Origin of the sequence: Cellulophaga sp. L1A9, from assembly GCF_009797025.1 — a bacterium.
Taxonomy (GTDB): domain Bacteria; phylum Bacteroidota; class Bacteroidia; order Flavobacteriales; family Flavobacteriaceae; genus Cellulophaga.
On the sequence record NZ_CP047027.1, the window covers coordinates 941,376 to 965,222 of the forward strand.

The 23,847-nt window shown below is 34.6% G+C and carries 29 protein-coding genes; 19 read left to right on the forward strand and 10 right to left on the reverse strand.

Features of this window, described 5'->3' with window-relative positions; all coding sequences use genetic code 11:
- Positions 1-13: 13 nt before the first annotated feature.
- From GQR94_RS03905 to GQR94_RS03945, 9 genes are all read right to left on the reverse strand, one after another.
- Complete coding sequence (locus tag GQR94_RS03905; protein WP_158974253.1) at positions 14-397, reverse strand: ankyrin repeat domain-containing protein; 384 nt, start codon at positions 395-397, stop codon at positions 14-16.
- A gap of 244 nt (positions 398-641) precedes the next feature.
- The gene (locus tag GQR94_RS03910) at positions 642-1,025 is read right to left on the reverse strand and encodes an ankyrin repeat domain-containing protein (protein ID WP_158974254.1); all 384 of its coding nucleotides are present in this window, start codon (positions 1,023-1,025) and stop codon (positions 642-644) included.
- Positions 1,026-1,271: 246 nt separating this feature from the next.
- Positions 1,272-1,655 carry an ankyrin repeat domain-containing protein gene (locus GQR94_RS03915; RefSeq protein WP_158974255.1) on the reverse strand — a complete coding sequence of 128 codons (384 nt, stop codon included), beginning with the start codon at positions 1,653-1,655 and terminating at the stop codon, positions 1,272-1,274.
- Positions 1,656-2,105: 450 nt separating this feature from the next.
- Positions 2,106-2,489 (reverse strand): ankyrin repeat domain-containing protein, encoded by a 384-nt coding sequence (locus tag GQR94_RS03920; protein WP_158974256.1) that lies wholly within the window; start codon positions 2,487-2,489, stop codon positions 2,106-2,108.
- 218 nt (positions 2,490-2,707) lie between these two features.
- Positions 2,708-4,969: a S9 family peptidase gene (locus GQR94_RS03925; protein WP_158979492.1), complete on the reverse strand. Its 2,262-nt coding sequence runs from the start codon at positions 4,967-4,969 to the stop codon at positions 2,708-2,710.
- A gap of 217 nt (positions 4,970-5,186) precedes the next feature.
- Positions 5,187-5,534 carry a hypothetical protein gene (locus GQR94_RS03930; protein WP_158974257.1) on the reverse strand — a complete coding sequence of 116 codons (348 nt, stop codon included), beginning with the start codon at positions 5,532-5,534 and terminating at the stop codon, positions 5,187-5,189.
- Positions 5,535-5,718: 184 nt separating this feature from the next.
- Positions 5,719-6,243 carry a DUF4136 domain-containing protein gene (locus tag GQR94_RS03935; protein ID WP_158974258.1) on the reverse strand — a complete coding sequence of 175 codons (525 nt, stop codon included), beginning with the start codon at positions 6,241-6,243 and terminating at the stop codon, positions 5,719-5,721.
- Between the two features lie 47 nt (positions 6,244-6,290).
- Positions 6,291-7,292: a GTPase ObgE gene (gene obgE, locus GQR94_RS03940; RefSeq protein WP_158974259.1), complete on the reverse strand. Its 1,002-nt coding sequence runs from the start codon at positions 7,290-7,292 to the stop codon at positions 6,291-6,293.
- Positions 7,293-7,329: 37 nt separating this feature from the next.
- Complete coding sequence (locus GQR94_RS03945) at positions 7,330-8,436, reverse strand: adenylate kinase (protein ID WP_158974260.1); 1,107 nt, start codon at positions 8,434-8,436, stop codon at positions 7,330-7,332.
- 115 nt (positions 8,437-8,551) lie between these two features.
- Between GQR94_RS03945 and GQR94_RS03950 the strand changes: the two genes are divergently transcribed.
- The 19 genes from GQR94_RS03950 to GQR94_RS04040 all read left to right on the forward strand — a co-directional run bounded on the left by GQR94_RS03950 (position 8,552) and on the right by GQR94_RS04040 (position 23,088).
- The gene (locus GQR94_RS03950; RefSeq protein ID WP_158974261.1) at positions 8,552-9,724 is read left to right on the forward strand and encodes a 5-(carboxyamino)imidazole ribonucleotide synthase; all 1,173 of its coding nucleotides are present in this window, start codon (positions 8,552-8,554) and stop codon (positions 9,722-9,724) included.
- Positions 9,717-10,670: a hypothetical protein gene (locus GQR94_RS03955; RefSeq protein ID WP_158974262.1), complete on the forward strand. Its 954-nt coding sequence runs from the start codon at positions 9,717-9,719 to the stop codon at positions 10,668-10,670. Before GQR94_RS03950 ends, GQR94_RS03955 begins: the two co-directional genes overlap by 8 nt.
- 5 nt (positions 10,671-10,675) lie before the next feature.
- The gene (gene purE / locus GQR94_RS03960) at positions 10,676-11,164 is read left to right on the forward strand and encodes a 5-(carboxyamino)imidazole ribonucleotide mutase (protein ID WP_158974263.1); all 489 of its coding nucleotides are present in this window, start codon (positions 10,676-10,678) and stop codon (positions 11,162-11,164) included.
- A 93-nt stretch (positions 11,165-11,257) separates the two neighbouring features.
- Positions 11,258-13,273: a M3 family metallopeptidase gene (locus GQR94_RS03965; protein WP_158974264.1), complete on the forward strand. Its 2,016-nt coding sequence runs from the start codon at positions 11,258-11,260 to the stop codon at positions 13,271-13,273.
- Between the two features lie 295 nt (positions 13,274-13,568).
- Positions 13,569-14,231 (forward strand): DUF805 domain-containing protein, encoded by a 663-nt coding sequence (locus tag GQR94_RS03970; RefSeq protein ID WP_158974265.1) that lies wholly within the window; start codon positions 13,569-13,571, stop codon positions 14,229-14,231.
- 19 nt (positions 14,232-14,250) lie between these two features.
- The gene (locus GQR94_RS03975) at positions 14,251-14,607 is read left to right on the forward strand and encodes a zinc-ribbon domain-containing protein (protein WP_158974266.1); all 357 of its coding nucleotides are present in this window, start codon (positions 14,251-14,253) and stop codon (positions 14,605-14,607) included.
- Positions 14,608-14,676: 69 nt separating this feature from the next.
- The gene (locus GQR94_RS22625) at positions 14,677-15,327 is read left to right on the forward strand and encodes a DUF805 domain-containing protein (RefSeq protein WP_233268634.1); all 651 of its coding nucleotides are present in this window, start codon (positions 14,677-14,679) and stop codon (positions 15,325-15,327) included.
- A gap of 14 nt (positions 15,328-15,341) precedes the next feature.
- Entirely contained in the window at positions 15,342-15,698 is a 357-nt protein-coding gene (locus GQR94_RS03985) for a zinc ribbon domain-containing protein (protein ID WP_158974267.1), read from the forward strand.
- Positions 15,699-15,723: 25 nt separating this feature from the next.
- Entirely contained in the window at positions 15,724-16,089 is a 366-nt protein-coding gene (locus tag GQR94_RS03990) for a hypothetical protein (protein WP_158974268.1), read from the forward strand.
- A gap of 23 nt (positions 16,090-16,112) precedes the next feature.
- Entirely contained in the window at positions 16,113-16,592 is a 480-nt protein-coding gene (locus GQR94_RS03995) for a hypothetical protein (RefSeq protein WP_158974269.1), read from the forward strand.
- Between the two features lie 129 nt (positions 16,593-16,721).
- Positions 16,722-17,222 (forward strand): hypothetical protein, encoded by a 501-nt coding sequence (locus tag GQR94_RS04000; RefSeq protein ID WP_158974270.1) that lies wholly within the window; start codon positions 16,722-16,724, stop codon positions 17,220-17,222.
- Positions 17,223-17,238: 16 nt separating this feature from the next.
- Positions 17,239-17,673 carry a hypothetical protein gene (locus GQR94_RS04005; protein WP_158974271.1) on the forward strand — a complete coding sequence of 145 codons (435 nt, stop codon included), beginning with the start codon at positions 17,239-17,241 and terminating at the stop codon, positions 17,671-17,673.
- A 159-nt stretch (positions 17,674-17,832) separates the two neighbouring features.
- Positions 17,833-18,630: a hypothetical protein gene (locus tag GQR94_RS04010; protein ID WP_158974272.1), complete on the forward strand. Its 798-nt coding sequence runs from the start codon at positions 17,833-17,835 to the stop codon at positions 18,628-18,630.
- A gap of 95 nt (positions 18,631-18,725) precedes the next feature.
- Positions 18,726-19,673, forward strand: coding sequence for an SH3 domain-containing protein (locus GQR94_RS04015; protein WP_158974273.1), 948 nt, complete (start codon positions 18,726-18,728; stop codon positions 19,671-19,673).
- 43 nt (positions 19,674-19,716) lie between these two features.
- Positions 19,717-20,142 carry a hypothetical protein gene (locus GQR94_RS04020; RefSeq protein WP_158974274.1) on the forward strand — a complete coding sequence of 142 codons (426 nt, stop codon included), beginning with the start codon at positions 19,717-19,719 and terminating at the stop codon, positions 20,140-20,142.
- A 223-nt stretch (positions 20,143-20,365) separates the two neighbouring features.
- Positions 20,366-20,986, forward strand: coding sequence for a tetratricopeptide repeat protein (locus GQR94_RS04025; protein ID WP_158974275.1), 621 nt, complete (start codon positions 20,366-20,368; stop codon positions 20,984-20,986).
- Positions 20,987-21,219: 233 nt separating this feature from the next.
- On the forward strand, positions 21,220-22,017 hold the full coding sequence (locus tag GQR94_RS04030) for a hypothetical protein (RefSeq protein WP_158974276.1): 798 nt from the start codon (positions 21,220-21,222) through the stop codon (positions 22,015-22,017).
- 178 nt (positions 22,018-22,195) lie between these two features.
- Positions 22,196-22,345 (forward strand): hypothetical protein, encoded by a 150-nt coding sequence (locus tag GQR94_RS04035; protein WP_158974277.1) that lies wholly within the window; start codon positions 22,196-22,198, stop codon positions 22,343-22,345.
- A 179-nt stretch (positions 22,346-22,524) separates the two neighbouring features.
- Positions 22,525-23,088 carry a hypothetical protein gene (locus GQR94_RS04040; RefSeq protein WP_158974278.1) on the forward strand — a complete coding sequence of 188 codons (564 nt, stop codon included), beginning with the start codon at positions 22,525-22,527 and terminating at the stop codon, positions 23,086-23,088.
- 160 nt (positions 23,089-23,248) lie between these two features.
- Here the strand turns inward: GQR94_RS04040 and GQR94_RS04045 are convergent, their stop codons facing one another.
- Complete coding sequence (locus GQR94_RS04045) at positions 23,249-23,725, reverse strand: Dps family protein (protein WP_158974279.1); 477 nt, start codon at positions 23,723-23,725, stop codon at positions 23,249-23,251.
- Positions 23,726-23,847: the final 122 nt, after the last annotated feature.

A 23,847-nucleotide genomic window follows, 5' to 3' on the forward strand; every position in this document is an offset into this window, starting at 1 on the left:
TTGATGTTTCGTATTATTTTAATAGTGCTGAAACTGCGGTTGCTCCAGAAAGTTCTGCATATTTTAAAGCCGTGAATCCCATTTTTGAAACAGCATCTTTATTCGCGCCATTGTCCAATAATAATTTTATCATCGATACATTATTATAACGAGCAGCATACATTAACGGGGTCATTCCGTTCACTTCTGTTTTAACTTCTATATCGGCGCCAAATTCTATAAATTTCTTAACCGTATTTAAATCACTCTGTGCAACAGCAATACTTAAAGGAGCTACATTTTTAATACTTGTAGTTTCTACTTTTGCACTTTTATCATTAGGATTTACGTGTGCACTTGCAACATTAGACATGGTCATTGTAACGATAATTCCGAAGGTGTAAACTAAATTTTTCATAAGATAATTATTTTATTGATTGATGATTTGTTTTCTATTATGATGTAAAGATATATTGATTATCAAGTATTTAAAACTACTTTATGACCAACGGTAGTTTTTCAAGAGCGAACGGGGAATACCTAAAACCGAATTGAAATAACACCATTCAATTATATTACCAGGCATAAAAAAGGGAGCCAATTGGCTCCCTTTTTCTAGATATTTTTGATTGATTGATTGATTGATTGATTGATGTTTCGTATTATTTTAATAGTGCTGAAACTGCGGTTGCTCCAGAAAGTTCTGCATATTTTAAAGCAGTGAATCCCATTTTTGAAACAGCGTCCTTGTCTGCTCCATTGTCCAATAATAGTTTTATCATCGATACATTATTATAACGAGCAGCATACATTAATGGGGTCATTCCGTTCACTTCTGTTTTAACTTCTATATCCGCTCCAAATTCTATAAATTTCTTAACCGTACTTAGATCACTCTGTGCAACAGCGATACTTAAAGGCGCTACATTTTTAATGCTCGTAGTTTCTACTTTTGCACTTTTATCATTAGGATTTACATGTGCATTTGCAACACTTGATAAAGTCATAGTAGCGATAATTCCGAAGGTGTAAACTAAATTTTTCATAAGATGATTATTTTATTGATTGATGATTTGTTTTCTATTATGATGTAAAGATATAGTGATTATCAAGTATTTAAAACTACTTTATGACCAACGGTAGTTTTTCAAGAGCGAACGGGGAATACCTAAAACCGAATTGAAATAACACCATTCAATTATATTACCAGGCATAAAAAAAGGGAGCCATTTGGCTCCCTTTTTCTAGATATTTTTGATTGATTGATTGATTGATTGATGTTTTGTTCCGTATTATTTTAATAGTGCTGAAACTGCGGTTGCTCCAGAAAGTTCTGCATATTTTAAAGCAGTGAATCCCATTTTTGAAACAGCATCTTTATCCGCGCCATTGTCTAATAATAATTTTATCATCGATACATTATTATAACGAGCAGCATACATTAATGGGGTCATTCCGTTCACTTCTGTTTTAACTTCTATATCGGCTCCAAATTCTATAAATTTCTTAACCGTATTTAGATCACTCTTTGCAACAGCGATACTTAAAGGTGCTACATTTTTGATACTTGTAGTTTCTACTTTTGCACTTTTATCATTAGGATTTACGTGTGCACTTGCAACATTTGATAAAGTCATAGTAGCGATAATTCCGAAGGTGTAAACTAAATTTTTCATAAGATGATTATTTTATTGATTGATGATTTGTTTTCTATTATGATGTAAAGATATAGTGATTATCAAGTATTTAAAACTACTTTATGACCAACGGTAGTTTTTCAAGAGCGAACGGGGAATACCTAAACCGAATTGAAATAACACCATTCAATTATATTACCAGGCATAAAAAAAGGGAGCCACTTGGCTCCCTTTTTCTAGATATTTTTGATTGATTGATGATTTGTTTTCTATTATGATGTAAAGATATAGTGATTATCAAGTATTTGAAACTACTTTATGACCAACGGTAGTTTTTCAAGAGCGAACGGGGAATACCTAAAACTGAATTGAAATAACACTATTCAATTATATTACCAGGCATAAAAAAAGGGAGCCATTTGGCTCCCTTTTTCTAGATATTTTTGATTGATTGATTGATTGATTGATTGATTGATGTTTTGTTTCGTATTATTTTAATAGTGCTGAAACTGCAGTTGCTCCAGAAAGTTCTGCATATTTTAAAGCCGTGAATCCCATTTTTGAAACAGCATCTTTATCCGCGCCATTGTCCAATAATAATTTTATCATCGATACATTATTATAACGAGCAGCATACATTAATGGGGTCATTCCGTTCACTTCTGTTTTAACTTCTATATCGGCGCCAAATTCTATAAATTTCTTAACCGTATTTAGATCACTCTTTGCAACAGCGATACTTAAAGGTGCTACATTTTTAATGCTTGTAGTTTCTATTTTTGCACTTTTATCATTTGGATTTACATGTGCACTTGCAACATTAGACATGGTCATTGTAGCGATAATTCCGAAGGTGTAAACTAAATTTTTCATAAGATGATTATTTTATTGATTGATGATTTGTTTTCTATTATGATGTAAAGATATAGTGATTATCAAGTATTTAAAACTACTTTATGACCAACGGTAGTTTTTCAAGAGCGAACGGGGAATACCTAAAACTGAATTGAAATAACACTATTCAATTATATTACCAGGCATAAAAAAAGGGAGCCAAATGGCTCCCTTTCAAGTATTAGTCTTTAAGTTGTTTACTTCTCACCTAAATGTTTAGCATAGAACCCCAACATTGCTTCATACAACGCAATTCTGTTTTCCTCTTTAGAAAAACCATGCCCTTCATCATACTTTACCATATAAGGAACATCTACTCCTTTAGCTCGTAACGCACTTACAATCTGATCTGACTCATCTATATTTACACGAGGATCATTAGCGCCTTGTACAACGAATAATGGCTTTTTAATTTTATCAATATGATACACTGGAGAAACTTCTTCCATGATGATTTTCTCTTCAGGAATCGCCTCATCATACCAAATCTCTTTTATGATTTTCACATAAGGCTTCCAGTAAGGAGGCATTGTATTCATAAATGTAAAAATATTTGATACTCCCACATAATCTACACCACATGCATACAAATCTGGTGTTTTCGTCAGGCCTCTTAATACCGCATAACCACCGTGACTACCTCCATAAATAGCCGCTTTATCTTTAGCCACCCAACCTTGCTCGATGACATACGCTAATCCGTCTTCCACATCATCCATCGCTTTTCTTCCGATTTGTTTAAAACCAGATTCCAAAAACTTTTTACCATATCCGCCGGAAATTCTAAAATTCACCTGTAAGGTTGCATAGCCTCTACTTGCGAAAAGTTGTGCTTCAGGATTAAATCCCCAAGAATCACGAACTCCTTGTGGCCCTCCATGTGGATTTACAATTACAGGAACTTTCGATCCGTCTAAAGCTGCTTTTGGCATGGTGATATACCCATGTAATGTAAGTCCATCTCTACTTTGGAACGTTATAGGACGTACTTCTGCCATATCTTCCTCTTTTAATTGAGGCATGATATTGTACACCATTTTAAATTCGTCTTTCTTTACATCATAAGAATAATAAACACCCGCTAATTTATCACTCGTTACGTATAACAAGTAGTTATTTTCATCATCGGTAGCATCGGCAATACCAAATTGTTTTCCATCAAATTCTTTTTCAAATTTTTTATGAAGCTTCTTGTAATAGTCGCTCACAGGAACAATGATAGATTTTTCACCTTCGTACTGGAAATAATCTAATTCGTAATTTCTTTTTCTGGATAGCGAAAGGTTAGACACATCATACATATCATTTGCAAACACTTTCTTTAGTTCCTTGTTTTGCTTAAAATCAAACAAGATAATTTCTGACTTATCACTCGTTAAGTTAGACACTACATAGGCATCGTCTTTATTTTCCGAAGCATAATCAAAACTTAAAATAGAAAAAGCTTCCTTCCAATTTAGGCTTTTAACAATTTCAAACTCCCCATCAGTATTCGCATAGTACAAATCTTGCACTACACCATCTCGTAATTTTGTAAACGCTTTTAAGTTTCCATCTTTATCAAAATTGTAACCCATAATTGGATTGGCTACATCTTCGTTCTTATACAATTGCTCTAAGGCTCCGGTTACCACATTTACTTTATAAGGATCAAAAATCTGAGGATTATTCTTATTTAAAGAAATGATAATATGATCTTTATCTTCTTTCAGTAATTCTAAGAAATTTGCTTTTACTTTTTCAAAAGCCGTTAAATCTTTTTGATTTGCACCATCCAAATCTGCGGCATATAAATGGTAGTTTTCATCACCACCTTGATCCATTAGGTAAACCAATCGGTTATTATTAACCCAGCCATACCCTCTAATTAGTTCTTCTTTCTCTTCTATTGCTCTTGTAATTTTTCCTGTCGCAATTTCTTTTACATAAACGTGACGTTTGCCTTCATCATCTTTCTCCATGTATGAAATATACTTGCCATTAGGAGCATAATTGAACGATGAAGCTTTTGGCTTTGCGAAATAATCTGAAACTGTATATTTAAAATTGCCACTATCGGCTTGTGCTAATGCTGTTAACGCTTCATCAGAACTTGGCAAAGCGGTATTTCCTGGAATCATTTTTTCTGTTTTCTCCAAAACTAATGGAAATTCCATTCCTGCTTGGTAAAATGTACCAGTAATTTTAACTTCATCAATAGATCCTACATATTTAATACCTGCTTGTTTAAAATGAATACTCAACTCTTCCCCTACTAAGGTAGTTTCATCCATAGGGATGTCTGTCGCGCCTTGAGAAGGACTATCCATCGTTGACGTTAATATTCCTTCCTCTTCAGAGATATTGAAAATCAATGGCATTTCTGTGCCTTGAATAGAAAGTGTTCCTTTCCATGACCCTGTAGCGTCTTGGGCTTCCGCAAATTGCAGACTCAATGCTGTAAATGCAATGAGTAACATTAGATTAATGTTGTGGTTTCTTTTTTTCATTGGTGTGTGTATTTAAAGATTAATTCTTTTTTAGCTTCTCATTAAATATTTGTAGCACAACTACTTAACTTGTTACAAAAAAAGAAAATTGATTTTTTCTCTAAACAAAGCTACATACGAAAACCACTATAATTTATGCAATTATGGGGAACGGTAAAATTAAAGTTGTGAGTGGAAAATAGAGGAACTACCCCCAAATAGCAGCATAAAGATTTACTCCGATCATAAAACCTAACCAGATACCTACCGCAATTACGAGTATCAATAAGATTCTTGAACTATGTACTATAGAATTTTCTAAATTTACAGGCACACTGTTTTTATGCACCTTTAAGGTTTTAGCAACCGGTTTAATAAAATTTGGTGTTAGTCTAAGGTCGTAGTTACTACCATTAAGCTTAAAATAATGTTCTGATTGTAAAAATCCAAATTTCTCAGAAACACGTTTGCCATTTAAATGTACAAACTGCTTTAATAAAGAATGAAAAACTTCTACTTTATTATTCTCAATATAAAACTCCGCACGCTTCACCATAAAAAACGACATATTACCGCTACTACAAATTATTGTTTATTTTTTTCTCCGAAATGGGGTGTTGGGGGGAAATAACTACATAGATACGTTAGGTATCTAAAAAAAGACTTCGGAAAAAACTTAAAAAAAACTTAAAAAATAATCAGCTGCAAAGAACTGGCAACTTTTAGTACTAAAAAAGTATTTAATTGGCTTTCGGTGGATACTTATTAAACACTTTGTCAACAATTTGCTTTAGTTTTTGTTCCCGTGCATCTGGCGTCGTATTTTCTTTAAATCCGCTTGCACTTACTGCTTGCCAGAATAAAAATTCTTTCTGACTGTCTACAAAATCAATTTGTATCTCACGCTCCACCTTTGGTTGCCCTACAGGAATTCCTATTGAGATACCTCCACCAACATTTCTGCCAGTACTGCCTAGCCCTACGCCCACATTATTGTTTTGCGCAGCTTGAAATTGATTGCTTTGTATATTGATTAAAAAATCTGGCTCTTCAGAAAGCTGAATGCCTTTAGCTTGCATTGTAGAATCTATAAGTACTATAATTCTCTTTTCATCAAGACCACTTAATCCCGATACTAAATCGGGATAATAATTATAGGTTGTATACGAAGTAAAATCTGTTTTGGTATCGTAATCGTAATTTACGCGTACAGCGCTACAAGAAACAATAAGAAATAAGACTATTAAAAAACCTATCTTTTTCATACGTAATGATTTACACAAAAATACCTAAAAAATAATCACCCTAAAAATTAATCGTTTAGCATCTTCCAGAGCTTATCTTTTAACTCTACAAGACCCAATTGTGCTACCGATGAGATAAACATAAAAGGCACATCTTTTATTTGCTTTTCTAGCTCACTTCTCATTTCTGATTGTAATTCTTCATCGAGCATATCGCTCTTAGAAATTACAACCAAACGTTCTTTATCCAACATTTCAGGGTTGTACCTTCTAAGCTCATCTAAAAGAATTTCGTATTCATTCTTTACATCCTTACTATCTGCAGGGATTAAAAAGAGTAATGTAGAATTACGTTCTATATGCCTTAAAAAATAATACCCCAATCCTTTTCCTTCGGCAGCTCCTTCAATAATACCCGGGATATCTGCCATCACAAAACTCTGAAATTCACGGTATTTTACAATCCCTAAATTTGGTTTTAATGTGGTAAACTCGTAATCTGCTATTTTAGGTTTAGCCGTTGTTAATACAGACAACAAGGTAGATTTACCCGCATTAGGGAAACCAACCAAACCAACATCTGCTAATAATTTTAATTCTAAAATTACAGACAATTCTTGTCCAGGAATTCCTGGTTGCGCATATCTAGGCGTCTGATTTGTAGACGTTCTAAAATGCCAATTTCCACGGCCCCCTAAGCCACCGGGAACCAATATTTTTTCTTCTCCTTCTTCTGTTATCTCAAGAAGCACTTCTTCTGTATCGGCATCTTTAATAACTGTCCCTAAAGGCACATCTAAATATACATCTACGCCATCAGCTCCTGTACTTCTACTTTTTGCACCATGTTCTCCATGACCCGCTCTAAAACTTCTCTTAAATTTAAAATTTAAAAGCGTCCATAGATCTTTACTACCTCTTACAATAACATGACCACCACGACCACCATCACCACCATCAGGACCTCCTTTAGTAATAAATTTTTCTCGGTGTAAATGCACGGATCCTTTTCCGCCTTTACCCGATTCTAAATTTACTTTTACGTAATCTACAAAATTCCCTTCCGTCATTTTATTCTATCTATAGTGTATGTGGTTGTTTTGCAACCTAAAGCGTATCTATCACTTTTTTCAATCTTTCCGTAATCTCAGAAATTTCTCCAATTCCGTTTACACTGAAAAATTTATTTTTACCCTTATAATAAGAAATTAAGGGTGCTGTTTTTAAATTGTACTCTTCAAAACGATTGCGAATTTTATTTTCATCTTGATCGTCTGGTCTACCACTTACCTTACCACGTTCTAGCAAACGCTGAATTAACACTTCATCATTTGCCTCTAAAGCAATAGTTGCATTAATTTTCATGTCTTTAGAATCTAAAAAAGCATCTAAAGCTTCTGCTTGCGCTGTTGTACGAGGAAAACCATCGAAGATAAATCCTTCTGCATCCGGATTTTTTTCTACCTCATCTTGCAACATTTTAATCGTAACCTCATCAGGAACTAAATCTCCTTTATCCATAAAAGATTTCGCCAAAACTCCTAATTCAGTATCATTTTTGATGTTATATCGAAAAACATCTCCTGTAGAAATATGCTTTAAATTGTATTCTGATTTTAAAAACTCAGCTTGCGTGCCCTTGCCAGCACCAGGTTTTCCGAATAACACAAGATTAATCATAGTATTTTGATTTAATTGGTATACTTCCTTTAAATTTCTTCCTAACTCGTTATAATCTAATCCATACCCTACAATAAACTTGTCGGGTATTTCCATGCCTACATAATCAATTTTGTATTCTCCGTTATACACCGATGGCTTATGAAACAACGTAGCAATTTTAAACTCTTTCACATTTGTTTGAGAAAACAAATGTACAAGCTCTTTTAAGGTTCTTCCTGTATCTATAATATCTTCAAGAATGATAACACTCTTGCCACTAATATTATCTGGAAGATCTAAAAGTGTTTCTACAATCCCTGTAGAAGTTAAGCCACTATACGAGCTTAATTTCACAAATGACACTTCACAAGGGTGCTGGTATTCTTTTAAAAGATCTGCAACAAACATAAAAGAACCATTTAAGACCCCAACAAATAGTGGTGTCTCATCCTTGTAATCTGCTGCAATTTTATCTGCAACATTCTTTACTGCAGCCAAAAGCTGAGCCTGACTTAAAAATGGTTTGAATCGTTTATCGTGGAGCTGTATCACGGTTTTTTTTTTGAATTGACAAATATAGCGTTTTGATTTCTCTTTTTACTTGTAAGCGCGTTGGTTTTAAGAAATCGGTGTATTTTTGTATTTCATTCAGAATTCACAGAGGACCATGTCAAACAAAGATTCAAAAAATTATTTTTCATCCGACTTTAAATTGGGAATTTTAGGTGGCGGACAGCTTGGGAAAATGCTACTTTATGAGACCCGAAAATTTGATGTCTATACCAAAGTTTTGGAAGTTTCAGAAGATGTGCCCTCCAAAATTGCTTGTGATGAATTTATTCTGGGTGATTTAATGGACTTCGATGCTGTTTATAATTTTGGCAAACAGGTTGATGTTCTTACTATTGAGATAGAAAATATTAATCTTGATGCTTTAGAAAAACTAGAGGAGGAAGGTGTAAAAGTATATCCTCCTTCAAAAACATTGAGAACCATACAAAACAAAGCCCGACAAAAGCTTTTTTATTTAGATAACAATTTACCAACGGCTGAATTTTCACGATTTGCCTACGCAAGTGAGATTAAGGATAGCGTTGACAATGGCGGATTAGCATTTCCGTTTGTTTGGAAAGCGGCACAGTTTGGTTATGATGGGCAAGGCGTAAAAGTAGTGCGTAACTTTAGCGATCTAGAAAATTTACCAAAAGGCGAGTGTATTGCTGAAAAAATGATTCCTTTTAAAAATGAATTAGCGGTTATTGTGGTCCGCAATCCTTCAGGAGCCGTAGTTACCTATCCGGTAGTAGAAATGGAATTTCACCCAGAAGCTAACCAAGTAGAGTATGTTATTTGCCCTGCGCGAATAGATGCTAAAGTGGCGCAAAAAGCAACAGAAATTGCACTTCAGGTATCCGAAAAAATGCAACATATTGGTATTTTAGCGGTAGAAATGTTCCAAACTCATGATGATGAACTATTAATTAATGAGGTTGCTCCGCGTCCGCACAATAGTGGCCATTACAGCATTGAAGCAAGCTATACCAACCAGTTTGAACAACATATCCGTGCTATTTTAGACCTTCCATTAGGAAGTACGGAAAGTAAAGTTGCAGGCATTATGGTAAATCTTGTCGGTGCCGAAGGATATACAGGGAATGTAGTTTACGAAAATATGGAAGCCATTCTAAAGCTTGAAGGGGTTACCCCACATATATACGGTAAAAAGCAAACACGACCTTTTCGTAAAATGGGGCATGTGACCATTGTAAATAAAGATATTACCGTTGCTAGAAGAATAGCACAAGAAGTAAAAGAAACAATTAAAGTGATTAGTGAATAACAAAGCACTAGATCACGACTTTTATATGAAGTACACAAGCATCATTTTTTTGCTATTGGTAACGTTTTCTTGCAAAACAGAAGAAGATAAGCACCCTGAAATGTTGTTTTTCGAAGAAGCCTTAAAAAAAGACTTTACTATAAAAAACGTTGGGAATAAACCTAATTATTATAGGGATACCGAAAAATATGTTTTCTTCAAAACAGATAATTCCGCCCCAAAAAAGGAGCTCATCATCTATAATAAACAGCGTAAAGAGCAATTAAAAACTATCGACATAGACCACCTTGAGTTTGTTATAGATCGTGAAGGAAATATTTTTGGATTCAATAATGAATCAGAAAAAGCTATTACCTACGAAGCGCCTTTTTTTGACAAAAAACAGCTTGAGACTGTTTCATTAGAACAGCTCTCGGATAAAAGTTTAAACGTAACTTACGCATCTGAAATCGCTCAAAAAAAACTGGACGAAGCTGCAGTTGATAAATTCATCAACGAAATTCGAAATAAAACCATTCAAACAACATTTGTAGACTCACTAGATTGCGCTATTGAATTGTATGGCTCTTATGAATTGATTCTGAAATATCCTTCAAAAGAAATTTACGTAAACGATGGGTTACTTTTTAAAGGATCGTTTTTGAAAAGTAAAAAGTACGCCATGAAAGATTGTACTTTAGCGAATGCTACTTTAGAAGAAACAGACTATTTTGGCGCTAAGCATTTAGAACTAGAAGACGAAATTACCTTAGCCTATCATTTAGAAGGTAGTAATCATTTTGTAATGGGCGTATCTTCTAATAAATTATATTATTACGAGTTTAGGTTAAACGATAAAATCACAAAATTTAAGTCGGCCTATCCTATTAAAGAAATTGATAATTTTGAAGATCAAATCTTACTAGAAATGGGATCTGACAAATATAAAATCACCACGAAAAAATAAACAATATGAGTAAAGTAGCCGTAGTAATGGGGAGCACAAGTGACCTGCCTGTAATGCAAGATGCCATAGATATTTTAAAAGGTTTTGATATAGAAGTTGATGTAGATATTGTTTCTGCGCACCGTACTCCTGAAAAACTGTTTGATTTTAGTAAAAACGCACACCTCAATGGGTATACTGTAATCATAGCAGGTGCTGGTGGTGCTGCACATTTACCTGGAATGGTAGCCTCTATGTCTCCACTTCCTGTTATTGGTGTTCCCGTAAAAAGTAGTAACTCTATAGATGGTTGGGACTCTATTCTTTCTATTCTGCAAATGCCCGGTGGTGTTCCTGTAGCTACTGTTGCTCTTAACGGTGCAAAGAATGCTGGTATTCTTGCTGCTCAAATTATCGGTAGCGCTGATAAATGTGTGTTAGATAAAATTATTCTTTATAAAGAAGGATTAAAACTAAAAGTAATTGAAGGCGCTAAATCTTTAAATAAAAAATAGTTGACGGTTGTCTGTTGATGTTTGTTGGCATTTTTTACTGCCATTACTTTTTCATCAACCAACAACCATAGACCATAAAATAACAACAATACAATGAATCCACTTTTATCCCCATTTGATACTGCTCCTTTTTCTGAACTTAAAAACGAGCATTTTATGCCTGCTTTTACGCAAGCCATAGCTGATGCACGTGCAGAAATAGATGCCATTACACATAACACAGAAGCACCAACCTTTGAAAATACGATTGCTGCTTTAGATTTTTCAGGCAAACAATTAGATCGTGTTTCTAGCGTATTCTTTAATTTGAATTCCGCCGAAACCAATGAAGAAATTCAAAAGATAGCGCAGGAAATCTCTCCTGTCTTATCCGAATTTGGCAACGACATCACCTTAAATGAAGCTTTATTTAAACGTGTAAAAGCCGTATACGATCAAAAAGAAAGCTTAACACTAAGCACCGAAGAGCAAACGCTCTTAGATAAAAAATATAAGAGTTTTAGTCGCAATGGCGCCAACTTATCAGAAGACAAAAAGAAACGCCTGAGAGAAATAGACGCAGAAGCTTCTAAATTAAAATTAAACTTCGGCGAAAATATATTGGCAGAAACGAATAAGTTTCAAATGCATCTGACTAATGAAACAGATGTAGACGGACTACCAGAAGGAGAAAAGGAAGCTGCCGCACAAATGGCAAAGGCAAAAGATCTAGAAGGTTGGTTAATTACTTTGGACTACCCTAGCTATATTCCGTTTATGAAATATGCTAAAAACAGAGCGCTTCGTAAAAAACTCTCCACAGCATTTGGCAGTAAAGCTTTTCATAATGACGCTTTAGACAACCAAGAGAATGTGCTCAAAATAGCCAAGCTTCGTCATGAGCGTGCTAATTTATTAGGCTACAAAACGCATGCACATTTTGTATTAGAGGAGCGCATGGCGCAAACACCAGAAAAAGTACAAGAGTTTTTAAATGAATTGCTAGAGAAAGCAAAACCTGCTGCCGAAAGAGAATTTAAAGAACTAGAAGATTTTGCGAAGGAATTGGATGGCATTGACCAATTAGAAAAATGGGACGGCGCCTACTATTCAGAAAAATTAAAGCAAAAGCTTTTTAACCTAGACGATGAAAAACTAAAGCCATACTTTAAATTAGAAAATGTAATTGCTGGTGTTTTTAAAGTAGCCGAAAAATTATATGACTTACAGTTCGAAGAGGTTTTTGATATTGACAAATACCACGAAGATGTAAAAACATACCGTATTTACGATGAAGACCGCAAGCTCGTTTCTATCTTTTATGCCGATTTTCACCCTAGAGCGGGGAAGCGTGGCGGTGCCTGGATGACCTCCTTTAAATCGCAATATGTAGAAAACGGAGAAAATGTGCGTCCGCATATTTCTAACGTTTGTAATTTCACAAAACCTACCGCTAGCAAGCCTTCTTTATTAACGTTTAACGAGGTAACTACCTTGTTTCATGAATTTGGACACGGTTTACACGGCATGTTAGCCAATACCATCTATCCTGGATTATCAGGAACATCCGTGTATTGGGATTTTGTAGAATTACCAAGTCAGGTTTTAGAAAACTGGTGTTATGAAAAAGAAGCCTTAGCACTTTTTGCTACCCACTACGAAACCGGAGAAGTAATTCCGATGGAATTGGTAGAAAAAATAAAAGCTTCCGCTACCTTCCAAGAAGGCATGCAAACCTTACGTCAATTAAGTTTTGGCTTATTAGACATGTCATGGCATGGAGCAGACCCAACGGCTATCACCAATGTAAAAGCACACGAAGATCAGGTTTTTAAAGAGACTGATTTATATCCTGCCACTCCAGAGACGTGTATGAGTACATCGTTTGCTCATATTTTTCAAGGCGGATATTCTTCTGGGTACTATAGCTATAAATGGGCAGAAGTATTAGATGCAGATGCCTTTGCCTACTTTAAAGAAAAAGGAATTTTCAATAAAGAAGTAGCTACTAAATTTAAAGAACACGTACTTTCTAAAGGAGGTACAGAAAACCCAATGGAATTGTACAAAAAATTCCGCGGGGCTGCACCTAAGATTGAACCGCTTTTAGAACGCGCAGGTTTATTATAAACGATAATATACAATCCCATAAAATCAGTATAAGATATAATTCTTATACTGATTTTTTTTTAATTATTCAGTGCTAAAGATTGGCTAAAAAGACAAGTAGTTCTAACCCCACATTCGCTAGAACTCAATAGCAATTCCTGAAATGGATTATTACACACAGTTACAGCTTTCGTAAAAAACTTCCGCATTAAAGGCACTAAGTGGTTAGGATTCTAAGTAATTATTTTTGAGTCGTATAAAATACATTCCTTATGTAATCGTTGTACATAGAAAACCGCCAACACCGCAATACTCTATGAAAAAAATCTGTTACAAATGTGCTACAGAAATAAAAGATGATGGCGAGTTTTGCAAAATCTGTGGTGCCCCAACAGCAAGAAAACAAGTAGAAACACAAGCGGCGCTTAACAACATATGTCCAGTTTGCCATACCATTTATGGACTAGAATTTAAATTTTGTGAGAACGATGGCGAAATGCTACTTCCTTCAGAAGCACTACTTCCTAGCTGTAATTTATGTAACACACGTTATCCTAAAGAAATTACCATCTGCCCAAAAGATGGTGCACAAGTTAGCTATGGCACCAAAGTAAAAAAGACACCATCACTTAAAGATAATAGTACCCCAACGGATATTCCAAAAAAAAATGGTCTCCAAAAGATAGTCTCTTTTAAAGGAAGAATCAACCGAACTTCATACCTATTCACAGTGCTTATTTATAGTGTAATAAATGCTATAATAATAGCCAATACCACCATGTCTAACATTGAAACAGCTCTAGTTGTGTTTTTAGTTTTTAATCTACTCATGTTCTGGATCCTTCTAGCCCAAGCCTCTAAACGTAGTCATGATATTGGGAATAGCGGTTGGTATGTGCTCATTCCTTTTTACGGAGTTTTAATTTTATTCTTAAAAGGTGTATCAGGCAAAAATCAATATGGAAGTAGTCCTAAGTAAATAATTTAAACCTAAAACCATGAAATGTACCTCCTGTAGGATCGAAAATAAAGAAAGTGCTCAATTTTGTAGAAATTGTGGTGCTCCGCTGCATTCCACAAATCAAGTTCCGGATGCTAGTTCTAACAAAACCATTTGGTTGTTACTCGCCGTTATTGCCTCCTTTGTGGTTGTAGAACTAGGCTATTTTGTGATCAGTACTTTTGAATTAGAGTTTGTTTATGATGTGATTAACCTATCCACATTCATGACTTTAATTCCTACACTAACGCTATTAATTGCCGCGGTATTAGCACCCAATCAAAAAGCCAAAATAGCATTATCTATAGGCTTCGCCCTTATGTTTATATTTCTAGCAGGCTATTATATCTCCTAAAATAGGAGGCTATAAAATAGATAAGTACAATTACCGTTATACCCTTACCGACCAACCAGAAATTAATCTATGAAAAACATTTGTACAAAATGTGCTACGCTCATTACAGAAGGTGCTAGTTTCTGCCAAGTATGTGGCACAGCAGCTGCAGTAACCCCTGAAAAAGAGCCTACAGCAGACAAAATAAATACCTGCCCCTTATGCCAAACTACCTACTCCGAGGCATACGTTTTTTGTGAAAAAGACGGAGAAAGGTTACTTACGCCAGAAGACAAAACCCCTAGATGTGTTAAATGCTTCAAGAGTTATGAGGATGATACTACCTTTTGCCCTATTGATGGCGGAGAAGTAAAATATATTCCGAAACGTTCTAATCGAGTTCCTCATAGTACGCTAGATAATAGTGGCATGTTTCAACGTATGTTCTCCTTTGAAGGAAGAATACGCAGAACAGAATATGGCCTTACGATCCTGATGTATCTGGTCTTTTATTTTTTATTGGTTCTCGTTGTAGAAAGCACCCGAAGCGGCGGAGCAGGCCTCGTTATTCTACTTCTATTAATTCCATGTATATGGATACTTTGGGCACAAGCAGCCAAACGTTGCCATGATTTAGGCAATAGCGGCTGGTACCAGTTAATTCCTTTTTACGGACTCTTTTTACTCTTTCAAGAAGGAGATAGAGGCACAAACGAATATGGGAGAGATCCTAAAAACTAATAAAAAATTAAACTATGAAATGTGTAGCCTGTAGTACCGAAAATATACCATCAGCCTTATTTTGCAAAAGGTGTGGTGCTAAATTAATACCTCAAAAAAACCAAAACAATGAGGATGTAGATAAAATTGTAAATCTCTTTATGTTAATTATAGGCTCTGGCCTAGTGGTAAGTTTATTTTACTTTGTCATTAACATATTAGAATTCATAGATATCTATTCCATACAGCCCATAAGAATCATCACCAACTTAATTGTGCCTATTGTTACGCTTGTAGCAGCTATACTCATGCCCAACCAAAAAGCCAAAGTGTTCTTATTTATCGCTTTTGCTTTAGAAATTATGATCTTTGTTCGGTATAATTTCATGTAATTTCACCAATAACAATAAAAACATCTTGAAAAAAGTATTATTTCCTCTTATTCTAGTAGCCTTCATTGGCTTATTGTTTTTCACCCTAAAACCTTCAACGGCAACAAGTATTGAAAAACAATGGAAAACGCTATTGGAGAGTACGAAACCGGCTGCAGAAAAAAAAGCACTTCTAAAGCTTATAAAAATCGTCAATTCTGAAGATGGAAATTGGGAAGTACAGGGGATTATGAGCAATGGCACCAAAATTAACATGACAACCTTTACGGGCGATTTAGAAAAAATAAAATCTATTGCTATTACCTTCTATTGGGACCATCAAACCTTTCGAGGAAAAAACTGGACACCGCTAGATAAAAATCATTGTTTTCTATTTTTCAGGGAAGAATAATCAAACAAATAAAACCATCTAAAATGGCAGAAATTAACAACCAAGATCCTAAATTCATGGACTTTATGTTCCACGGGCTAGACCATGGGATAGCTTCTATTAGTGAGGCAGGCGGTCCTCTTGTTCCTTTTTTAATGACGCAAGTTGGAGACAAAAAAGAACTAAAGCGATTTGTAACAGAAAAATATGAGGACGGTATTTCTGCTGCTGAGAACGCATTAAAAGAACTAAACGTAAATCCTGATTTTGCACTAATTGCTTTTGACGGATTCATTACTTGGGAAGAAAAAAAGTATGATGCCATTTTCGTAAAAGCTTTTGATAAGACTCAAGATGAAGGGTTTGAATTCTGCCAACGGTATCTTCCTAAAAAAGAAGGAATTGGAATTGAGCCAACAGGAAACTCAGCCTTCATCGGGAAAATAGAAAATATAGTGTTCCTAAAATCAGACACCAAAGAAGCACCGACCATAGAAAAGAAAAAACCTTGGTGGAAATTCTAAATGTAAAGGCTAAGGATGTCACAGTACTATTCATCATACAGAAATAGACATTACAAATTTGGCAATTCTTTTTTAGTACATTTAGATAACATTTGTATTCAAAATCTAATACTATATTATTTAAAAAACATGACCTTTAAAATCTTCAAAATAACACTACTACTAGGCTACGGCATGCTCCTATCCTGCAAAAACCCAAATCAAAAAACAACACTTATTACAGATGAAAAAACTACAGAACAAGAAGCGAAAATAACACCTGCTACAAAAGTTACTATAGAAAACGAAGACCTTCAAAAAATAATTCAACAGTCTATTGATTTACCTGAATTGCAGCAATACTTCCATAGTGCAGAATTACCAGAACGCGCTCCTTTGATTATAGTAAGCAACAACAAAATTCCAACAAACCTAGAGCTTGAAAAGTTTGGCGAAAAAGTACAGATTCTAGATGTTTCGGAATTGAAAAATAAGGAACAAGCTCACCTACTTTTTTCTACTATTGTTATCTCTGAAAATACGGCTAGTACCATTTTTAATTATCCCATAGAGGGGATTCATGTTTCTATTGAGTTTGCAAAATTGAATAACGAATGGACCGTTGTTACCTCAAAACTAAACGAACAATAATTTAAAAATTATTTCTATGAAAATGTCAAAAACTGATATTAGAAAATATCCAAAACTAGCCTACTATGTTAAGGTTAATTTACCTCAAGTAGTACATGTTCCCGCAATTGTTCAAGCCCTAAAAAAGATCGCTAATCTTAATGACGTGAAGTTAAGAGATGCGTTAATATGGGGTAAAGGTCCACAAATTAAAGTAAGCTACCTCGTAGATGCATATGGAGAATTCTCCCCAAATCAACAATCAAATGAAATAAGAATAGATACTTCATTAGTGACTGATTTTGAAAAAGGAAGAGGAAAACGTATGGCTAGAGCTGGGAGTGTATACTTGGTTGGTATCACGTTACTGCATGAGTTAACCCATTGGGGAGATGATCAAAATGGAATAGACAGACTGGGAGAAGAAGGCGAAGAGTTCGAAAAATTAGTGTACGGCAAACTTCTTTACTAAAAAGGAAAATTAGATCGCATTCGTAAAAAGACATCAGTTTTTAGAATCACTACCAATAGAGATCATAAAAAAATTTAATCCACCAACTAATACAGAACAAGCTAGATTCAGGTACTCGTAATTTTCTTAGCTTAGCTGCTTTTTATTTAACCACAACCAATGAAACTCCACATAAAAAGATTTCTCCTTATCGTAAACCTGCAAACCATTGTAATTTCTGGACTGACTGTAATTTCTACGGCCATTTGCATTCACTATAAATACGAAGCAGAGTTTCCCCTAACATTAGTAGCAACTTCTATTATTTTTCCTATTGTATTTTCTATTGGCGGCGCCTATAACAGAAGAGAAGCTGCGCTTAGAGAATATGCGGCAATAAAAGGCTATTTACGGGCTATTTATTTTGTTTCTAGAGATTGGATTGAAGATCCAAAGCCAGAAAATGTTACAAAAATGTCGACGCTAATCTTTGATTTCTTTAGCAATTTTAGAGTCATGTTTACCGATCCAAAATCAAATTTGATAGAGAACGAAAAAAAGGTTTATGATAATTTTTCTGATTTCTCGCTGTATATAAAACATGAATTGCGAGAAGAAGGCTTGTCTTCTGGAGAATGCTCTAGAACCAATCAATATTTACAAAAGATGATGGTTTCCTTTGAAGCTATCAAGCATATTTACCAATACAGAACTCCTAGAACCTTAAGAGCATTTAGCTCCTTATTCATAAAAATACTCCCCATTATTTATGGCCCTTATTTTGCGTTTAAAGCAGAAGAAATGTCTTGGGGCTTAGAGTTTGTAATTCCCATATTACTTACTATGATCTTAGTAAGTTTAGAAAATATCCAAGAGCATCTAGAAAACCCTTTTGATCAAATAGGCGAAGATGACATTAAATTTAATGTAGAGAAGTTTATAGAGCGCCTTAATCATACCACAGGCGATGCCGATTAATGGGCGACTGATTTCAAAACACATTCTGATGCCCATTCTAGAGATGTTACGAACATATGTTCTAGTACCCATGAGCCACCGTTAAAAAAGAAGGAATGAAGAAAATTATTTTTATAGGCCTATCGCTATTCGCTATCTTTCTAATGCACAGCCAAGAGACGCATTTCAGCATAGCTTCTAGTGGTTTAATTATTAGAGAAAAACCAAATAGTACCGCTAATAGAATAGGAAAATTACCCTACGGGAGCACCGTTTCTTTATTACAAAAGACGGGCTTAAAACATCAAACTATAGAAGATGGAGCTCCTGTTACTGGTGAATGGGTGAAAATTAAATTTTATAATTTCCCATATATTGTTTCTGAAAATGAAGCATATAATTACCAAGAAGAAGGCTACGTTTTGAGCACCTACCTAGAAGAACTTCATAAAGCGACAATTATACACCAAGAAATAGATAGTCTAAAATTTTATAGCCTGTATAAAAAACAAATCCCAGCAGATATCCAACGCATCACCTCAGCACAGGAAGCCGAAAAGTTGTTAGCTTCAAAGGTCCGTTGGAAAAATGTACCCTACTTAGGGCGCAGCATTGATGAAATAATCCTTGAGAACGGGCAAGTGCTCCGCATCAACCAAAAGAATAATGATTATGGTTTTGTTGCCTACTACCCTACCGAAGAAATTATTTTATTTGAAGGAGGCCATACTAGTGATTATTCTATTTCATTAAAAACAGGAGAATCTCTTGAAACCGTAGGAAATCCTGAATATATTGTAGCGTCTCCAAATAAAAAACTCAGACTCAATGGTTGGTTCCCTGGACAAGAATGTAGTAGTTATTTTTTCCAAGAACACGTAGGAAACGACTACACGTATTTGATAGATTTTGGCTGGGGTACCGAAACGTTTGGTCAACAAGTTTGTAATTTCAATAAATTTTACTGGGTAAATGAGGATACCTTTATGTATTCGTATAGCGCTTATTCTGAGGAAAAAACTATTGAAAAATATGTAACTGGACAGATAATTAAGATTAAATAATGCCTAAACATCTGAGAGGCCAAATAGAACCCGTTGACACTACATGTTAAAAAGTATTAGAACAAAAACAGCATTCGCTATTATTATAATCAACCTTATCCTTGGAAACGGAATCTTGTTTATAGGCGGTAAAAGTTCCTTTACAGAAGAAGTAAACTACGCATTAATGGGAGGAATGTCTATGGCATGCATCCTCTTTTACTCCTTATTTTTTTACTATTCAGCATATGAAACCTACTCAAAATTTAAACTGATTCTTCTTTCTATTTTGAGTTGTATCTGCGTTATATTTTTAGGATGTTGCTTTACCGTGCTACTCAAAGAGCCTTTAGAGGAATTCTTTAGGACTATCCCCGCCGCGCTATTAATGGGGATGATGGGGAATATAATGTTCTTCCCTGTTTCCATACTATTAGGGCTACTAAATTTTGGAATTATAAGTTATTTTAAAACTCAAAAAGGATCATAATCTACTAACCTATTGGCTTTTGTAATTGGGACTAAAGCATCCATTCCTGCGGTGGTTGTGAAGTACGAAGGAAGTGTTTTACGCCTAGAACCCTTAAAGGATATACACTATAAAATTTATTTTCTAAGGATAAAATAGTGCATTAAATAAAAGAATAGCAGACAACTATAGAAAATAGTTCCTATTTTTATAAGCAACAAGGCTCAAAAAAAACCCAACCAGAATGATGCTCCATAAATTATTATTTTTTACACTATTGATCATCACACTAAATAGTTGCAAGGACGCTAAAAATTCGCCCATTAATGCGGAACAGAACAAATCCATTCCCGGAGATTATTTTGAAAATGATAGTGCCGGAGATTTAAACGACCAAGGAATAGCATTCAGTAAAAATGGAGATTATGAAAAAGGGAATGAACTTTTTTTAAAAGCCCTAGAATTGGAACCTGACAACCCAACGACCTTGAGCAATTTAGGGTTAAATAGTCATCTAGCGCACGACTATGATAATGCGGTAAAGTATTACCGAGAATCCTACCAAATTTCAGATTCTACCTATCATATTGCTGCCATAAATTTGGGATTAACGTACTTCTATCGAAAAGAATTTGATAAGGGAATTAGCATCACCAACTACGTTATTGAAAACACGGATGATAAAGACATTTTATCTACTGCTTATGTGCACAGGGCATTAAATTATCTTGGGAATGACCAATGTGAAAAGGCTCAAACAGATTTGAATTACATCATTGCCAATTTTCAAGGAATTGGAAATACTGCGTATCACATAAAAGATTTAACGCGAAAATTAAAAACATGTCTACATTATAAGCAATAAGGGCTTCGGGATTAATTTGAAGATAGGTGACTATGAATCATATACATTACATAAAAGATTTGATCTTTATAGAAGAAAAACAAAATCTGAATTGTTGCTAGAAAAAAACGTTTGATAAAAATGACAATTACAAATAGGGCCTAAAATTTTATATTTAAAAACTACAAATACCTTACTAAAACTATTAGCCTATATTTTCATAGCTTTATAGCTCTTTTAAAACTAAAGATCTAATGAAGCAAATAACAGGCTATTTTTTTATTTTACTACTCGCTGCATTCACTATATCCAGTTGCAAGCAATCTGAAAAAAAAGACAGATCAGAACAAAAAACAAAAAATGAAGTTTTAGTCTTGGGAACCATCCACGGAGGTCACCTGACCGATAGTGTTTACACTGTCGAGTATTTAAAAAAGTTAATTATAAATATAAAACCAGATTATATTTTAACGGAGATTCCTCCAAATCTTTTTAAAGCAGCCATGGAAGGATTTAAAAGAGATGATAGTATTTCCGAACCTCGTACCATGCGTTTTCCAGAATATGTAGATGTCGTTTTTCCATTATCAAAGAAAATGGCTTTTGAGATTATTCCAACCGCCGGATGGACAAAAACAATGGCAGATCAACGTGGGGAAAAGTTAAGAGCTATTCGCCAAGATTCTTCTAGAATAGCTGATTGGACTGAATATGTAAAAGGAAATCAACTTTCAGATTCCATTTACCAAGCTAGTGGCAAAGTAAATGACCCCTATTTTATTCATACAGATACATATGACAGCATTCAAGATATAGGGCTACAAACTTATAACAGCTTGTTTAATGATGAACTTGGCCTCGGTGGCTGGGAAAATATAAACATTGCACATTATTGGAATATTGAAAAGGTATTAGAAAAATACCGTTATCAAGGGAAACGAGTACTCATTACGTATGGAGCCGGACATAAAGGTTGGTTTTTAAGAGAATTACGTAAACGTGATGATATTGAACTACTAGAAATGAAACCATTTTTAGATGCTATCCAATAAATTATTGAATAAAACTTCCTATGAGAATATTGGCATATTAACAATACTTGGAGCGATTGACATTACATTCAATTTTGTATTAAAAGAACGAATATAATTAAGATTGCCGTATTAATTTTATTGAGTTTTCCTCTAGAAACTTTTAGTCAAAAAAACAATGATGTAATTAAGCGAACCTATGATTGTCCTAATGTTTTCAGAAGGTTTAGCAGGAGTCTCATTAAATGGTCGTAGACGTTTTATAGATAAAAAAGGCAACGTTCTAATTGAAATACCTACGATAAAAAAAAGGGGTCAGGAAGTTGAAAGTTATGATGAACACCAATAACAATGCTATACATTTCACCATTCAACCCTTGTCATAACTAGAGATAGGCCTAAAAAAAATATGAAACATTAGCATGAAAATATCCCAAATCGCTTTTTAAACCTGTACGAAGCATCACCGGAAAGAAGTAAAGCTTTTGAACGAAAACGAGTTTAATGAATACTATAAATTAAAAAACTATGAAAACTACCGTATTAGCCTTCATACTATTTTGTTGCCTTGGAGCAACCCCCAAACGCCCAGTTTGCTCTCCTGTATTTACGCCTTTTAAGGAATGGCTACATAGGTATGATGCAGAAAGGTTTATCATTGTGGAAGGTTATTTTCTGCCCACCACAGAAAAGGGCCATGCCTCAAAATTTAAAGTTATTCGCAGTTCCGATGCCTCCATAAAAATTAATGGGGACTATGAAGTTTATGAGTACGGACCGTTTGGAAGTAGCTGCGAAATGTATGAAATGGGGGCCAATATTGATAAAGAAGTAACAGGAAAAAATAAACCTAGACTTTTAATTGCTTACAAAGGAAGAAGTATTAATGGTAAATTAGTTTGCCCTATTTTTTGGGATGCAGGCGTAAATGCTACCGATAATAAAATTGTAACCAAAGAATATGATTACAATTCGAGCCAATATATTTTATATGAATGCCCCGTGTCTTTAGAGGAAGTTTGGAACCAAGTTTCAAAAGGAAGGGTGGTAACGGCTGCATGGAAAGAGCAAGCTAGCGTAAAAAGTAATTAGCGGTAAGTATGTAATTGAACATTTTGTGAATAGGTTACGGTGAATAGCGCTGAAGAACTATAGCTATGCGTCTCTTATGTGCAGTTTAATCATGAGACTACGGTTAAAAAAATAAAAAGCAGAGGTCACTAATAGACTTCTGCTTTTTACGTTTCGTATATTAACTTAAATAAGAATTCAACATCCAAACTAATTTCTCTTGACTGGAAATTAAATCGCTCATTAAGGAAGCTGTACCCTCATCATTAGCATCAGAAGCTACTTCTAAAATATCGCGTTCTTGAATTAAGAGTTCTTTTAGGTTGTCCAAAATAGAACTAATAGCACCATCGCCATCAGCTACATTTTTGGTCACTCTAATCGTTTTGTTTTCTAAATAATCTTCGAAGGTATGTAAGGGATTTAAGCCTAAAGACAAAATACGTTCCGCAATCTCATCAACCACCTCATTCGTCTCGGTATAAAGTTCTTCAAATTTTTCATGTAACATAAAAAATTTACGCCCTTTTATATTCCAATGTAAGCCTCTAAGGTTCATATAATAGATTTGAAAATCAGCCAGAAGACCGTTAAGTTTTCCTGTTACATCTAATTTATACTCTTGATTTAATCCTAGTTGTAATTTTAAAGTTTCCATAATCTTGTTGTTTATAATTATACTTCAAAATTAGTAAGATCTCACCTGTATACCCGTAACATAGGTTACACAAGCCCAAGTTTTTTATTAAATTCAGATTGCTTTAGGGAGCCCCTTCCCCT

What these genes read in the sequence shown, in the direction of transcription:
- GQR94_RS04000 (WP_158974270.1), top strand. Translation starts at nt 16,722, where the DNA reads ATGACCTTTAAAATCTTCAAAATAACACTACTACTAGGCTACGGCATG.
- GQR94_RS03930 (WP_158974257.1), bottom strand. Translation starts at nt 5,534, where the DNA reads ATGGTGAAGCGTGCGGAGTTTTATATTGAGAATAATAAAGTAGAAGTT.
- GQR94_RS03910 (WP_158974254.1), bottom strand. Translation starts at nt 1,025, where the DNA reads ATGAAAAATTTAGTTTACACCTTCGGAATTATCGCTACTATGACTTTA.
- GQR94_RS03925 (WP_158979492.1), bottom strand. Translation starts at nt 4,969, where the DNA reads ATGTTACTCATTGCATTTACAGCATTGAGTCTGCAATTTGCGGAAGCC.
- GQR94_RS04035 (WP_158974277.1), top strand. Translation starts at nt 22,196, where the DNA reads ATGATTGTCCTAATGTTTTCAGAAGGTTTAGCAGGAGTCTCATTAAAT.
- GQR94_RS04020 (WP_158974274.1), top strand. Translation starts at nt 19,717, where the DNA reads ATGTTAAAAAGTATTAGAACAAAAACAGCATTCGCTATTATTATAATC.
- GQR94_RS04045 (WP_158974279.1), bottom strand. Translation starts at nt 23,725, where the DNA reads ATGGAAACTTTAAAATTACAACTAGGATTAAATCAAGAGTATAAATTA.
- GQR94_RS03905 (WP_158974253.1), bottom strand. Translation starts at nt 397, where the DNA reads ATGAAAAATTTAGTTTACACCTTCGGAATTATCGTTACAATGACCATG.
- GQR94_RS03915 (WP_158974255.1), bottom strand. Translation starts at nt 1,655, where the DNA reads ATGAAAAATTTAGTTTACACCTTCGGAATTATCGCTACTATGACTTTA.
- GQR94_RS04005 (WP_158974271.1), top strand. Translation starts at nt 17,239, where the DNA reads ATGAAAATGTCAAAAACTGATATTAGAAAATATCCAAAACTAGCCTAC.
- GQR94_RS04010 (WP_158974272.1), top strand. Translation starts at nt 17,833, where the DNA reads ATGAAACTCCACATAAAAAGATTTCTCCTTATCGTAAACCTGCAAACC.
- GQR94_RS04040 (WP_158974278.1), top strand. Translation starts at nt 22,525, where the DNA reads ATGAAAACTACCGTATTAGCCTTCATACTATTTTGTTGCCTTGGAGCA.
- GQR94_RS04030 (WP_158974276.1), top strand. Translation starts at nt 21,220, where the DNA reads ATGAAGCAAATAACAGGCTATTTTTTTATTTTACTACTCGCTGCATTC.
- GQR94_RS03975 (WP_158974266.1), top strand. Translation starts at nt 14,251, where the DNA reads ATGAAATGTACCTCCTGTAGGATCGAAAATAAAGAAAGTGCTCAATTT.
- GQR94_RS03970 (WP_158974265.1), top strand. Translation starts at nt 13,569, where the DNA reads ATGAAAAAAATCTGTTACAAATGTGCTACAGAAATAAAAGATGATGGC.
- GQR94_RS22625 (WP_233268634.1), top strand. Translation starts at nt 14,677, where the DNA reads ATGAAAAACATTTGTACAAAATGTGCTACGCTCATTACAGAAGGTGCT.
- GQR94_RS03965 (WP_158974264.1), top strand. Translation starts at nt 11,258, where the DNA reads ATGAATCCACTTTTATCCCCATTTGATACTGCTCCTTTTTCTGAACTT.
- purE (WP_158974263.1), top strand. Translation starts at nt 10,676, where the DNA reads ATGAGTAAAGTAGCCGTAGTAATGGGGAGCACAAGTGACCTGCCTGTA.
- GQR94_RS04025 (WP_158974275.1), top strand. Translation starts at nt 20,366, where the DNA reads ATGATGCTCCATAAATTATTATTTTTTACACTATTGATCATCACACTA.
- GQR94_RS03935 (WP_158974258.1), bottom strand. Translation starts at nt 6,243, where the DNA reads ATGAAAAAGATAGGTTTTTTAATAGTCTTATTTCTTATTGTTTCTTGT.
- GQR94_RS03950 (WP_158974261.1), top strand. Translation starts at nt 8,552, where the DNA reads ATGTCAAACAAAGATTCAAAAAATTATTTTTCATCCGACTTTAAATTG.
- GQR94_RS03920 (WP_158974256.1), bottom strand. Translation starts at nt 2,489, where the DNA reads ATGAAAAATTTAGTTTACACCTTCGGAATTATCGCTACAATGACCATG.
- GQR94_RS03995 (WP_158974269.1), top strand. Translation starts at nt 16,113, where the DNA reads ATGGCAGAAATTAACAACCAAGATCCTAAATTCATGGACTTTATGTTC.
- GQR94_RS03985 (WP_158974267.1), top strand. Translation starts at nt 15,342, where the DNA reads ATGAAATGTGTAGCCTGTAGTACCGAAAATATACCATCAGCCTTATTT.
- obgE (WP_158974259.1), bottom strand. Translation starts at nt 7,292, where the DNA reads ATGACGGAAGGGAATTTTGTAGATTACGTAAAAGTAAATTTAGAATCG.
- GQR94_RS04015 (WP_158974273.1), top strand. Translation starts at nt 18,726, where the DNA reads ATGAAGAAAATTATTTTTATAGGCCTATCGCTATTCGCTATCTTTCTA.